This is a genomic window from Pseudomonas sp. xss_4 (genome assembly GCF_043104125.1).
GTDB lineage: Bacteria > Pseudomonadota > Gammaproteobacteria > Pseudomonadales > Pseudomonadaceae > Aquipseudomonas > Aquipseudomonas parafulva_B.
The window spans coordinates 51,385-63,748 of sequence record NZ_JBICKJ010000089.1 but is presented as its reverse complement, the minus strand read 5'-3'; the positions used below and the strand labels follow the sequence as shown (position 1 = coordinate 63,748).

Here is a 12,364-nt window from a genome sequence, read left to right as displayed (position 1 = left end):
CAACAGCCCCTTGGAACGTCAACTTCAAAGCCCCGTCACACTGCCCTGGCCACACGCCCGGCCATCAACGCCCAGACCAGCAGCAACCCACAAACGATTGCAAGCGGCCAGGAACGCCATTGCAGATAAGGCGTCAGCTGCTGCATCGGCACCACCTCGCCGTACATCACTGCCTGCTGGAACTGAGGCACTTGGGTCGTGATGCGCCCGAACGGGTCGATCAAGGCCGTCACGCCATTGTTGGTGGCCCGGATCATCCAGCGGCCGGCTTCAAGCGCACGCATCTGGGCCATCTGCAAGTGCTGCAGCGGGCCTATGGAAGTGCCGAACCAGGTGTCGTTGCTGATGGTCAGTAGCAAGTCGCTACGTGCCGCCAGGCCGGCGGCAAACTCGGGGTAGACCACCTCGTAGCAGATATAAGGCGCGATCTGATAACCCTTGGCCTGGAGCAGCGGTTGGTCCTCAGGGCCCCGGGCGAAATCCGACATGGGCAGGTTGAAGAACTCGATCAGCCCCCGCAGCATGTCCTGCAGCGGGACATATTCGCCAAAGGGCACCAGCTTCTGCTTGAGGTAGGTGCCGTCCCCTTCGCCCGTGACGGTGATGCCGTTGAAGTAGCGACGCTGGCGGTGCACCACTTCGCGAACCGGCACGCCGGTGATCAGGGCCGAATGCCGGTCTGCGGCGAAGCGCCCCATGATGTCGATATACCCTTGCGCCTGGTCCTTGAGCACAGGTACCGCCGTTTCCGGCCAGATCAACAAGTCCGCAGGTTTTGAACTGAAGCTCAAGTCGCGGTACAGGGCCAACTGGGCGTCGATATGCGCCGGGTCCCACTTCACGTCCTGTTCGACGTTGCCCTGAATGGCAGCGACCTTGAGTGGGTCGCCTGCCGGAGTAGTCCAGGCATGCCCTTTGAGTGCCAATCCTACCGCCCAGGGAGTGAGCAGCAGCACGCAGGCGATGGCAAGAAAGCCCGGACGGGTACGCAAACGGTTGAGGTTGCACAGCAGCGCAGCCGTCAGCGCCAACGCAAACGACACCAGCCACACCCCGCCCAGAGGCGCCAGGCCGGCCAGCGGGCCGTCCAGCTGACTGTAGCCTGCGTACAACCACGGGAAGCCGGTGAGGAACCAGCCGCGAAACGCCTCTTGCGCCACCCACAGGGCAGCAAAGCCCAGGGCATCGGCAAGCGGCGCCTCGTTGCGCCGCAACCAGCGTGCCCACAACCAGGTGGGCAGCGCAAAGAACCAGGCCAAGGCCGCAAAGAACGCAACCAGCAGCGCGATGGCCAACAGCGGCGAGGCGCCGCCGTAGTTCGTCATGCTGACGTAGATCCACCAGGTGCCGGCGCCGTAGAGGCCGAAGCCGAACCACCAGCCACGCCACAAGGCCTGGCGCGGGCTAAGCTCGCGCAGGCCCAGGTAGAGCAGGGCGATGGACAGCAGCGCCAGTGGCCACAGATCGAATGGCGCCAGGGCCAGGAGGGTAGAAGCGCCGGCCGCCAGGGCCAGCAGGTTACCGGGCCAGCCGGGGCGGGTGATCCAGCGCATGTCGTTCCTTAACGGTTGATCGGGGTCAGGCGCAGCAGGTGTATCCGGCGGCTGTCGGCGTTGAGCACGCGGAATTTGTACGCGCCGATTTCGGTGGTTTCGTTGCGCTTGGGCAGATGGCCGAAGGCACTCATCACCAAACCGCCGACGGTGTCGAACTCATCGTCCGAAAACGCACTGTCGAAGGACTCGTTGAAGTGCTCGATCGGCGTCAGTGCCTTGACCAGGAAGTCGCCGTTGGGCAGCGGCTTGATGTAGCTGTCCTCTTCGACGTCGTGTTCGTCTTCGATATCGCCGACGATCTGTTCGAGCACATCCTCGATGGTCACCAGGCCAGCCACGCCGCCATATTCATCGATGACGATGGCCATGTGGTTGTGGTTGGCGCGAAACTCGCGCAGCAGCACGTTCAGGCGCTTGGACTCGGGCACGAAAGTGGCCGGGCGCAGCAGCGTCTTGATGTCGAAGTTGTCGCCGTTCTCCTTGAGAATCAGCGGCAGCAGGTCCTTGGCGAGCAGGACACCGAGCACATCGTCATGGCTTTCGCCGATTACCGGGTAGCGCGAGTGCGCCGCGTCGATCACCGCCGGCAGGAACTCGCGAGGCGACTGGCCGGCCTTGATGCTGTTCATCTGCGAGCGCGGCACCATGATGTCACGCACTTGAAGGTCCGCCACCTGGATGGCACCTTCGACGATGGTCAGCGCCTCGCTGTCCAGCAGCTTGTTCTGATGTGCTTCGCGCAGCAGCTCCAGGAGCTCCTGGCGGTTTTTCGGCTCATGGGCAAAAGCCTGGGTCAGTTTACCCAGCCAGGACTTCTGCCCGTTGCTCGATCGATCTTCGCTCATGGCGGTTCTCGTGATCCTTGGTCTATCAGTGTGGGGTTGATTCGGTTTCGTCATCGGCGTATGGGTCCGGGTGACCCAGTTGCGCCAGCAATTCTCGTTCCAGGCTTTCCATCTCCTCGGCTTCCTCATCCTCGATGTGGTCGTAACCGAGCAGATGCAGGCAGCCGTGAATGACCAGGTGCGCCCAGTGCGCCGCCAGCGACTTGCCTTGCTCGGCCGCCTCGCGTTCGACCACCGCGACGCAGATCACCAGGTCGCCCAGCAAGGGGATGTCGAGCAAGTCGTCTGGCACGTCGGCCGGGAAGGACAACACGTTGGTCGCGTAGTCCTTGTGCCGATACGTGTGATTAAGCTCGCGCGCTTCCGCTTCGTCCACAAGACGAATGGTCATCTCCGAGTCGGCCTTGCGTTGCTGCAAGGCCAGCTCGCACCAGCGGCGAAAGTCGGCATCGACCGGGGCGACAGCCTGTGTCGCCCGTTGTATGTCAAGTTCAAGCATTTTTGCCGGGCGCCTCGGGAGTGGCCTGGCGGGCTTCGAAGCGGTCATAGGCCTCGACGATGCGCTGCACCAAGGGGTGACGTACCACGTCCTTGGGCTGGAAGTGGGTGAAACTGATACCCGGCACGTCCCGCAGCACTTCGATCACATGCGCCAGGCCCGACTTGGTGCCCCGGGGCAGGTCGACCTGGGTGATGTCGCCGGTGATCACCGCCGTGGAGCCGAAGCCGATACGGGTGAGGAACATCTTCATCTGCTCGAGCGTGGTGTTCTGGCTTTCGTCGAGAATGATGAAGCTGTTGTTCAGGGTGCGACCGCGCATGTAGGCAAGCGGCGCAATTTCGATGACTTGGCGCTCGATCAGCTTGGCCACGTGCTCGAAGCCCAGCATTTCATAAAGGGCATCGTAGAGCGGGCGCAGGTAAGGGTCGATCTTCTGTGCAAGGTCGCCAGGCAGGAACCCGAGCTTCTCGCCAGCTTCAACGGCCGGGCGCACCAGCAGGATGCGGCGAACCTGTTCACGTTCCAGCGCGTCGACAGCACACGCCACGGCCAGGTACGTCTTGCCGGTACCGGCCGGGCCGATGCCGAAGTTGATGTCGTTGGCCAGGATCTCCTTGACGTAGCGCTGCTGGTTGGCGCCCCGTGGTCGGATATTGCCCTTGCGTGTGCGCAGCGAGACGCTGACCTCGTTCACCGCCGGGTTGTCGATGTGCTCGACGGCCGATTCCTGAAGGTACAGGTGCACGGTTTCCGGCGACAGCTCGGTAGCCTGGGTCTCGCGGTAGAGACGGCGCAGCAGTTGCTCGGCAGCATGGGTGGTCTTGGATTCGCCGATCAGTTCGAACTGATTGCCGCGGTTGCGGATCTCGATGGCAAGGCGTTGTTCGATCAAGCGCAGGTGCTCGTCGAACTGGCCACACAAGTTGGCGAAACGGTGGGCCTCGAAAGGTTCGAGGATGAAACGATGGGGTTCGATGGGTGCGTTCAAGGTCGTTTTTAGCCGCCCGACGGCAATGAGTGTGAGCTCAAGAATAACCCTTGAATGGCAGTGGCGAAAGTCCTGATGGGCTCAACGGCATTCTGCAAGCAAAGCCTAGGGCAGCGGGGAGAACGGCGAGCGACCCTCGGCGTTCTGCAGCTCGAGCAGGTACTTGCGGAAGATCTGGCCGAGCACCTGCGTCGCATGCTCCAGGTCGTCCCTGGGCATCTGTTCGGTGACTTCGTCCGCCATGTCCAGGGCATCTTCAGCGCCGTTGACTGCCGCCATCTTCAACAGGATGTAGGCCTGCACGTTGTTGGCCTTGACCCCTTCGCCGCGGAAAAACATCGACCCAAGGCGGTACTGGGCCTCGGCATGGCCTTGCAGGGACGCTTTCTGGTACCAGTCCAGTGCCTTGTTGAGGTTTTTCGGCGCTTGCGCATAGAAGTACTCGCCCAGCTCGTACTGTGCCTGGGCATCGCCGGCATCGGCCACCTGTTCACAGGTTTTGAGTGCGCTGGCCAGGTCCTGCGGCTGCACGTTCAAGGTGCAGCGACCCGTCGTCGGGATGAGCAACGAGTTACCGCCCTCCGCCAGGGCCAGCAGGGGCTGGAGAAGCAACAGGCAGCCCAGGGTGAGGGCGCGGCCGGTGCGGTTCATGGGGATCGACTTACCTCTGCAAAGCTGCGGCCAATGTCTCTGGTGGCACATTATGGGATAAGCAGCGCCAACCTTACAAAGTTTTACTCGAATTTATGTCGGCGTGGCGAAACAGGCTGATGGCAGGACCCCTTCGTTACCTGTATGGCCTCATTGCACATGCGCCCGTTCCCATGGGGTATGCCCCTGGCGATGGCCGGTATACCCACCGTGATAGCGGGTACTACCGGCTACCAAGGTGGGAAGGCGCCGGGTTACTTCAGGGCTGCGAAGGCCTTTTCAGCCGCATCCAGGGTGATCTGCAGCTCTTTGTCGCCATGAACGATGGAGGTGAAGCCAGCCTCGAACGCGCTCGGCGCCAGGTACACGCCACCCTCGAGCATCAGGTGGAAGAACTGCTTGAAGCGACCGGCGTCACTGGCCATTACGTCATCGAAGGTGACGATGTCGTCGGCCCCGCTGAAGTACAGGCCGAACATGCCGCCAGCCTGAGTGGTCACGAACGGCACGCCGGCAGCATCGGCGCGCTGTTGCAGGCCGTCGAGCATGCGGCTGGTGTAGTCAGTCAGCTCGGCGTGGAAGCCCGGGCGGCTGATCAGCTTGAGCGTGGTCAGGCCGGCGGCCATGGCCAGCGGGTTGCCCGACAGCGTACCCGCCTGGTAGACCGGGCCCAGCGGGGCGATGCAGCCCATGATTTCGCGCTTGCCGCCGAAGCAGCCGACCGGCATGCCGCCGCCGACGATCTTGCCGAAGGTGGACAGGTCGGGGGTAATGCCGTAGTGCGCCTGCGCACCACCCAGCGAAACCCGGAAACCGGTCATCACTTCATCGAAGATCAACACCACCCCATGCTTGTCGCACTGCTCACGCAGGCCTTCGAGGAAGCCTGGCGCCGGCGGGACGCAGTTCATGTTGCCGGCAACCGGCTCGACGATAATGCAGGCTACGGTCTGGCCCACTTCAGCCAGCGTCTTCTCGACGGCGGCGATGTCGTTGAAGGGCAGCGTCAGGGTGTGCTTGGCGAAGTCGGCGGGCACGCCTGCCGAGCTGGGCACGCCTTGGGTCAGCAGGCCGGAACCGGCCTTGACCAAGAGGCTGTCGGAGTGGCCGTGGTAGCAGCCTTCGAACTTGATGATCGCGTCACGGCCGGTGTAGCCACGGGCCAGGCGGATGGCGCTCATGGTCGCTTCGGTACCCGAGCTGACCATGCGCACCATTTCCATGGAAGGCACCAGCGAGCACACCAGGTCTGCCATTTCGGTTTCCATGGCGGTCGGGGCGCCATAGGACAGCCCGTGTTCCAGCTGGCGACGTACCGAGTCCAGCACGTCAGGGTGGCCATGGCCCAGGATCATCGGGCCCCAGGAGCCCACGTAGTCGACGTAGCGCTTGTCATCTTCGTCGACGACGTAGGCGCCCTCGGCATGCTTGAAGAACAATGGGGTGCCGCCCACGCTCTTGAACGCGCGCACGGGCGAGTTCACACCACCGGGGATGTGTTTCTGGGCTTGGGCGAAAAGTGCTTCGGAACGGGACATGGAAAGTTCTCTCGAATCAGGATGCGAACAAGGCATTGAAGGCGCGGGCGCGGCGGGTGACTTCCTGCGCACTGTCGGCACCGAACAAGCCGTGGATCACCGCCAGCAGGTCGGCACCGTGGTGCACCAGTGCGGCGGCATTGTCGAGGGTGACCCCGCCGATGGCGGCGATCGGCAGGTTCACCTGGGCGCGAGCCTGCGCCAGAAGACGGACGTCGGCAGCCGGAGCGCCGGGTTTGGTGCTGGAGGTGAAAAAGCGGCCGAAGGCGACGTAGCTGGCGCCTTCGCGGGCTGCCTGGTCGGCCAGGTCGAGGCTGGCATGGCAGGTCGAGCCGATGATCGCCGCGCTGCCCAGCAGGGCGCGTGCAGGGGTCAGCGGCCCATCGGTTTGCCCCAGGTGTACGCCCACGCCAAGGTGCCTGGCCAGTTGGGCATCGTCGTTGATGAGCAGCTGAGTGCCATAGCGCTCGCACAATTGCTGGAGTGCCTGCGCTTCACGCAAGCGCCGCGCGGCGTCATCGCTTTTGTCCCGGTACTGCAGAAGGCATACACCCCCTTCGAGCGCTGCCTCCACATGAGACAGGAATCGGCCGGCCAGCAGTTGGCTGTCGGTGATGGCATACAGGCCGCGTAGGGTCATCGAGCACCTCGAGTCAGGAGCAGAAATCCAGAGGCAGGCGCCGAGGCACGAACTGGCCCCGTCCCAACTGCTCCGCATCGCGCAGGGTGCGCCAGGTGTAGTCCAGGGCGGTGCGCACGGCGCTTTCCAGGTGCTCGCCCAAGGCCAGTCGACCCGCCAGGGCGCTGGCCAGGGTGCAGCCCGAACCGTGGTAGCTGCCCGGCAGGCGTTGGCAGGTCGAGGTGCTGCGGTGACCGTCGCGGCTGTACAGACGGTTGTGGATTTCGACCTCGTCGCCGTGTCCGCCGGTGATCAGCACGTGCGGGCAGAACTCCAGCAGCCTGGCAGCGCACTCGTCGGCGCTGCCTTCGGGCAACTCGGCAAGAATGCGGGCTTCGGGCAGGTTTGGCGTGGTGATGGTCGCCAGCGGCAACAGGCGTTCACGCAGGGCATAGCCTACTTCATCCTTGCCCAGGCGCCCGCCGCCGCCTGCGCGCAGCACCGGATCGCACACCAACGGCAGGTGCGGGTGCGCAGCCAGCAGCTCGGCCACGGTATCGACCATGTCGATCGAGCCGAGCATGCCCAGCTTGACCGCAGCCACCGTGGAGTCGGTGAGCACGGCATTGGCCTGGGCCAGCACCCACTCACGGTCGAGCACGCGGAAGTCGGAGACATTGACGGTATCCTGCACGGTCAGGGCGGTCACCGCGGGCGCGGCATGACAACCTTGTGCAAGCAGGGCTTCGATATCTGCCTGCAAGCCGGCGCCGCCACTGGGGTCGTGGCCGGAGAGACAGAGGACAACGGGGCGGGAGGCGTAGGTATTCATGGTCGGCGAGCTTACCACCAAACCTGTTTGTGCGGACCTTGCCCGTGCAGGTCGGTGGATTTTTTGGTGCGAGATGGGCAACGCTCAACGCCGCTTATGCCCGTGCCAGAGCGGTCCTGTGGGTTTTGTGCCGCCGCTCGATGCACCTAGAAGCTGTGCTAGAGTGCGCAGATAAATCGATAAACAGGTTCTGCAGGATTTCGTCGTCTCAAACGGAAAGGGGGCAACCGCGACGCGACCGGACAGGCCATGCTGGGGCTGTATGCGCTATTTGCTGATTATGCTCATGGGTTTGCTGCCCGCATTCGCCGAGGCGGTGGACATCACCGCGGCCACCCGTCACCTGCCTCTGGGCAAGGTCATGCAGGTCTACGAAGACCCGGACGGCAGCGCCAGCATCACGGAGGTCAGTGCGCCCGACTTCGCACAGCATTTTCTTTCCCACCCTGAAGACGTGCTCAATGCCGGGTTTTCCAAGTCGGTGTTCTGGCTCAAGCTCGAGCTGCACCCTGACGCGGAGCCGGGCATGCCCCGGCACTGGTTGCTGGAACTGGCCTACCCACCCCTCGACCACCTCGAGCTTTACCTGAAGGGCCCGGACGGGCGCTTTCACCTGGCCCAGCGCACCGGTGACGCACTGCCTTACTCAAGTCGGGAGGTTCGGCAGGACAATTACCTGTTCAACCTGCAATTGCCGCCTGGGCAGGTCACCACCGTCTTCCTGCGGCTGCATAGCCAGGGCTCGGTGCAGGCGCCGCTGGCCCTCTGGTCGCCCCAGGCCTACCTGGAAGCCCAGGCCACGCGCCTGTATGTGCTGGGGATGATCTACGGGGTGCTGTTGGTGATGCTGGTGTACAACCTGTTCCTGTACCTGAGCGTGCGGGACGTCAGCTACCTGTACTACATCCTCTACATCGCCTCCTTCGGCCTTTACCAGGTCTCGGTCAATGGCGCCGGCATCGCTTACCTGTGGCCCGACAGCCCATGGTGGGCCAACGCCTGCACACCGTTGTTCGTCGGCGCAGCTGCGCTGTTCGGCTCTCAGTTCGCCCGGCACTTTCTGCAGCTTCGCCATCAAAGCCGCGGCTTCGACCGGTTGCTGCAGGCGCTGATGCTGGGCGGTGCCGTGGTGATGGTGCTGGCCGTGAGCGTACCCTATGGCGTGGCCATGCGCCTTGCCACCGCCTTGGCGCTCGTGTTCAGCCTGGGCGTTTTGTGCGCAGGGCTCAACGCCTGGCAGCGCGGCCTGCGCGTGGCGCGCTGGTTCATCATCGCCTGGACCGCGTTCCTGCTCGGGGGGCTGGTCAACACGCTGATGGTGCTGGGCTACCTGCCGAACATGTTCCTGACCATGTATGCCAGTCAATTGGGTGCTGCGCTGGAAGTGGCGTTGCTATCGCTGGCCCTGGCCGACCGCATCAAGACGCTGCGCGATGAGCAGGCCCGTACCCTGCGTGAAACGGGGCAGCAACTGGAGCTACTCAACCAGCAACTGGCCAACAGCAACCGGCTCAAAGACGAGTTTCTGGCCTGCGCCACCCATGAACTGCGCACCCCAATGAATGGCGTGATCGGTTCCCTGGAGTTGATGCATACCCTGCCGATGGACGCGGAAATGGCCCGCTTTCATCAGACAGCGGTGGGTTCGGCCCAGGGCATGATGAACATGGTCGACGCCATCCTGACCTTGTCCGAACTCCAGGCAGGGCGGCTGCGTGCGCAGCCAGCACCTTTCGACCTGCGGGCACTGCTGCACGGCGTGCGCGCTGGCTATGCCGGCCAGGCACTGGGCAAGGGCCTGTATTTGAGTGTGGACATCCCGGCGGACCTGCCCGACCGACTGGTGGGCGATGGGCCGAAGCTGGCCCGCTGTCTGGGATGCCTGGTGGACAATGGCCTGAAATTCACCCATCAGGGTGGCGTGATGATCCAGGTTCGCGGACAGCACAGGGGGCCTAATCAACTGGTCTTGACGTTTACCGTGAGCGACACCGGTATCGGTTTTGAAGACCTTGACCAGTCGATTCTTTACCAGCGGTTTTTCCAGGTGGATGGGTCCATGACCCGGCGCTACGGCGGGTTGGGCATTGGCCTTGCCATCTGCCGGCAGATGAGCGAATTGCTGGGGGCACGGCTGTCACATCAATCGGCGCCTGGGGTGGGCAGTCGGTTCGAGATGAGTGTGGAGTTGGCAATTTCGCAGGGGCAGGTGGCTGTGCAGGGGAGTGAGGGGCGGCGTTGGCGGTAAGCATCGGTAGGTTAGGACGATTTGCTGTTAGCTAAATGGGCAGTGCGATAACGTGGGCGTGCGACTCGGGGTATCAAAGAAAGTAAGAACCTATGATTAACCAGCCGAAGGCGACTGTGTTCAGCCATGAGGCGGCCACAATCCGCTTTCTCACGGATGGTGGAAATTGCTCATAGTCTTGTGCGTCAAGCATGCCTTGTCGAATACTTGATTTTGGATACTTTATGACCCCGGCGACCATGAATGTCACAAACATTCTCGCACGCAAAGTCTTTTCACCACAAAGGGTGACAATAAAGGGTAGGCACGCACTGCGCTGCAGGGCCCCGATCATGACGTTGTATTCTTTGGAGCCTGCGATACGCAGATCCATGACGAGGCCAGTCAGTCCGAGGGCAAAGGGAGTGGCAAGAAAAAGTAATTGAAACGTAATGTCAAAATTCTTGATCATTCTCAAGGCCTCGAAAGTTTTCGCTTAATTGCATGCACGAAGGCTTCCCGTCAGAGGCGCTGTTGCAGGGGTCAAGATGTCATATGCAGCACCGTCAAGGCAGTTCTTCTGGAAGAAATAAGTATCACTTCATTAGCTGCTTTGGCCCCGACCATTTTGGGCAAGCCAAAATCGTCAGGCTCAGTAAATAGTGTTCTTCAACATGGCTTTGTATTCCCGTCCGCCGTGCGAGCTTCGAGTACCTGGCCTACTTGCCAGCTCGCCCAGATGCGTCGAATACCCAATCATCAGCGTGGATCCATGGTGCGTGTAATGAGTAAACAGTTTCACCTTGGTAGTAGGAAAAAGTAACCGACTGTTAGCCAAGTGAACGCTACTGTGTTCAGCCAGGATGCGGTGTTGATCTTCTTTTTAAGGGAGGCTGGAAAATTCTGATAATCGAGTGGATCAAGCGCACCTTTGCGAATGTGGTAGGTTGGAAATGCTATGAGCCCACCCACCATTGAGATCACCAATAATCGTGCGCGTATGCTTTGTTCTCCCCAGAGTGTTGTAATAAACTCTAAGCAAGCACTGCGCTGGAGCGCTGCGATCATGACGTCGTATTCTTTTGAACATGCAATGCGCAGGTCCATGGCCAGTGAGATAAAGCCTATAATGAAAGGGGAAGTGAGCAGAAACAACTTCAGTTTTATGTCAAGGTGGTCAATCATTCTGCAAAGCCTCGAAGATTACCTCTCCTACGTATTCGCCGAATTCCATTCCTTCTAGGCTTCCAGCCAATGCTCCAGCCCCTGTAACCACTATCCCACAGGCCCATGCCTTTGGGCCGGCCCACCAGCAAATCCCGGGGGCTAACCTGCTAGCTAGGTTCGCTCCCCCCCACCCACCACTCAAACCACCCGAAAAATTACCAGCCTCAGTAAAACGCATTCTTCTACACGCTTTCGTATTCCCCACCCGGCACGCATCGGCAATATTAATCGCTGATCCAATACCCCCGAGCGCAATACCCACTGCCCCTCCAGCCTTCAAATACTTGGCCATCCTTGTCAGCTTGTCCAAGTGAGTGGAATACCCCGGTATGTCCGTGGGCCCGCCTGCTTTGCTCCAGTGGTGCACCAGGCTTTTGGAAGAGATACCCAAGTCTCGGCGCAGTGTTGAGTAATCCCCAAGATTAAGCCGCTTATTGAGAAGGGTGGCCTTCAAACCGGCACTCAACTGATTGAACAGCTGCTGGCGCTGGGCGAAGAATTCCGGGTGGCGAAGGTGCCCGTGCTTGGCAAATTGCGCTTTGTGCAGGTCTTCGATTTTGCGCAAAAGGCTGGTGATCTCATCCAGTGACTTACCCGCCACTGTCTCGGCTACGCCCATGGCCAGACTGGTATCACCAAACAGCGCGGCTATCTCGGCCTGATGCTGCATCATGAAGCCGGCTTCCTCCTCTGTGAGGCCGGCCAATGCAGCGCGCGCCTGCTCCGCTGCACTCATAACCGACATCTCCTGCCGGGTACACATCGGGTACCTCGATTCTTCACCCACGACGAATATCTCGCCCGGTTTGAATCCGTTCCGGAAGGTTGGATTAAGCCGTTCCAATGCTGACCGAGACAGGTGCGCGTGGGGCGAACCGAGTTCTACCAGCACCTCTTCATACGACATGCTGCGCGGCACGATGTAGAAACCAGGTTCATTGCTGTGCTGAGCCGCTGAAGGCGCGGCGTCCCGGAACCGCTCCGGACTGATCGCCCTATTGCGTGCTTGAGGATGTCGCAGTGCGTCACTGACCGGTTCAGATGCAGGTGCCCTGAACGTTGCAGGTACTGCAGATCCGCCTGCAATTACGCGGTTGCTGCCTGTAGGGCACCCACACTCCACCAATGCGCCGTCAAGGACCGTAGGTATGCCGTCCTGCTTCCATCGGGGCTCGCCCTCCACCAGCGTGCCAGGTTGCCCGCAGCGGGGGCAGGGCGTGGTCTTGTCGCCTTCCAGCAGCCAGTTGCGGCCATGGACGCGACCTCTGGATTGCCCGGCAATGCAAATGGCGCCGGTGGTGGTTTCATCGCTGTCCAGGCCTTGGTACCGACCCAGGATGCTGATGCGCATACTCATGGCTTGCCTGCTGTTCATGAAA

General features: G+C 61.5%; 12 protein-coding genes. 1 reads left to right on the top strand and 11 read right to left on the bottom strand.

Annotation, left to right across the window (positions count from 1 at the left end; translation table 11 throughout):
- Positions 1–35: 35 nt before the first annotated feature.
- The 8 genes from lnt to ACF8GB_RS18655 all read right to left on the bottom strand — a co-directional run bounded on the left by lnt (position 36) and on the right by ACF8GB_RS18655 (position 7,531).
- Complete coding sequence (gene lnt, locus ACF8GB_RS18690; RefSeq protein ID WP_078477939.1) at positions 36–1,553, bottom strand: apolipoprotein N-acyltransferase; 1,518 nt, start codon at positions 1,551–1,553, stop codon at positions 36–38.
- Positions 1,554–1,561: 8 nt separating this feature from the next.
- The gene (locus ACF8GB_RS18685; protein ID WP_023534628.1) at positions 1,562–2,401 is read right to left on the bottom strand and encodes an HlyC/CorC family transporter; all 840 of its coding nucleotides are present in this window, start codon (positions 2,399–2,401) and stop codon (positions 1,562–1,564) included.
- A gap of 25 nt (positions 2,402–2,426) precedes the next feature.
- Positions 2,427–2,900, bottom strand: coding sequence for an rRNA maturation RNase YbeY (gene ybeY, locus ACF8GB_RS18680; RefSeq protein ID WP_058603546.1), 474 nt, complete (start codon positions 2,898–2,900; stop codon positions 2,427–2,429).
- Complete coding sequence (locus tag ACF8GB_RS18675; protein WP_028687151.1) at positions 2,893–3,891, bottom strand: PhoH family protein; 999 nt, start codon at positions 3,889–3,891, stop codon at positions 2,893–2,895. Before ACF8GB_RS18675 ends, ybeY begins: the two co-directional genes overlap by 8 nt.
- Before the next feature lie 105 nt (positions 3,892–3,996).
- Positions 3,997–4,542: a tetratricopeptide repeat protein gene (locus ACF8GB_RS18670; RefSeq protein ID WP_058603547.1), complete on the bottom strand. Its 546-nt coding sequence runs from the start codon at positions 4,540–4,542 to the stop codon at positions 3,997–3,999.
- Between the two features lie 254 nt (positions 4,543–4,796).
- On the bottom strand, positions 4,797–6,080 hold the full coding sequence (hemL, locus tag ACF8GB_RS18665; RefSeq protein ID WP_058638961.1) for a glutamate-1-semialdehyde 2,1-aminomutase: 1,284 nt from the start codon (positions 6,078–6,080) through the stop codon (positions 4,797–4,799).
- 16 nt (positions 6,081–6,096) lie between these two features.
- Positions 6,097–6,720: a thiamine phosphate synthase gene (thiE, locus tag ACF8GB_RS18660; RefSeq protein ID WP_058638962.1), complete on the bottom strand. Its 624-nt coding sequence runs from the start codon at positions 6,718–6,720 to the stop codon at positions 6,097–6,099.
- 13 nt (positions 6,721–6,733) lie between these two features.
- On the bottom strand, positions 6,734–7,531 hold the full coding sequence (locus ACF8GB_RS18655) for a hydroxymethylpyrimidine/phosphomethylpyrimidine kinase (RefSeq protein ID WP_058638963.1): 798 nt from the start codon (positions 7,529–7,531) through the stop codon (positions 6,734–6,736).
- A 262-nt stretch (positions 7,532–7,793) separates the two neighbouring features.
- On the opposite strand from ACF8GB_RS18655, the gene ACF8GB_RS18650 reads away from it, so the two are divergent.
- Complete coding sequence (locus tag ACF8GB_RS18650) at positions 7,794–9,779, top strand: hybrid sensor histidine kinase/response regulator (protein ID WP_196185784.1); 1,986 nt, start codon at positions 7,794–7,796, stop codon at positions 9,777–9,779.
- 73 nt (positions 9,780–9,852) lie between these two features.
- On the opposite strand, the gene ACF8GB_RS18645 is transcribed toward ACF8GB_RS18650, so the two are convergent.
- From ACF8GB_RS18645 to ACF8GB_RS18635, 3 genes are all read right to left on the bottom strand, one after another.
- Entirely contained in the window at positions 9,853–10,230 is a 378-nt protein-coding gene (locus ACF8GB_RS18645; RefSeq protein ID WP_196185783.1) for a hypothetical protein, read from the bottom strand.
- A 326-nt stretch (positions 10,231–10,556) separates the two neighbouring features.
- Positions 10,557–10,943 (bottom strand): hypothetical protein, encoded by a 387-nt coding sequence (locus ACF8GB_RS18640; protein ID WP_027915238.1) that lies wholly within the window; start codon positions 10,941–10,943, stop codon positions 10,557–10,559.
- Positions 10,936–12,342: a PAAR domain-containing protein gene (locus tag ACF8GB_RS18635; RefSeq protein ID WP_392527438.1), complete on the bottom strand. Its 1,407-nt coding sequence runs from the start codon at positions 12,340–12,342 to the stop codon at positions 10,936–10,938. The genes ACF8GB_RS18640 and ACF8GB_RS18635 overlap by 8 nt, the downstream gene beginning before the upstream one ends.
- Positions 12,343–12,364: the final 22 nt, after the last annotated feature.

Bases quoted from the DNA above. Each gene is read 5' to 3' on its own strand.
- lnt (WP_078477939.1), bottom strand. From the start codon at position 1,553: ATGCGCTGGATCACCCGCCCCGGCTGGCCCGGTAACCTGCTGGCCCTG.
- ACF8GB_RS18685 (WP_023534628.1), bottom strand. From the start codon at position 2,401: ATGAGCGAAGATCGATCGAGCAACGGGCAGAAGTCCTGGCTGGGTAAA.
- ybeY (WP_058603546.1), bottom strand. From the start codon at position 2,900: ATGCTTGAACTTGACATACAACGGGCGACACAGGCTGTCGCCCCGGTC.
- ACF8GB_RS18670 (WP_058603547.1), bottom strand. From the start codon at position 4,542: ATGAACCGCACCGGCCGCGCCCTCACCCTGGGCTGCCTGTTGCTTCTC.
- hemL (WP_058638961.1), bottom strand. From the start codon at position 6,080: ATGTCCCGTTCCGAAGCACTTTTCGCCCAAGCCCAGAAACACATCCCC.
- thiE (WP_058638962.1), bottom strand. From the start codon at position 6,720: ATGACCCTACGCGGCCTGTATGCCATCACCGACAGCCAACTGCTGGCC.
- ACF8GB_RS18655 (WP_058638963.1), bottom strand. From the start codon at position 7,531: ATGAATACCTACGCCTCCCGCCCCGTTGTCCTCTGTCTCTCCGGCCAC.
- ACF8GB_RS18650 (WP_196185784.1), top strand. From the start codon at position 7,794: ATGCGCTATTTGCTGATTATGCTCATGGGTTTGCTGCCCGCATTCGCC.
- ACF8GB_RS18645 (WP_196185783.1), bottom strand. From the start codon at position 10,230: ATGATCAAGAATTTTGACATTACGTTTCAATTACTTTTTCTTGCCACT.
- ACF8GB_RS18640 (WP_027915238.1), bottom strand. From the start codon at position 10,943: ATGATTGACCACCTTGACATAAAACTGAAGTTGTTTCTGCTCACTTCC.
- ACF8GB_RS18635 (WP_392527438.1), bottom strand. From the start codon at position 12,342: ATGAGTATGCGCATCAGCATCCTGGGTCGGTACCAAGGCCTGGACAGC.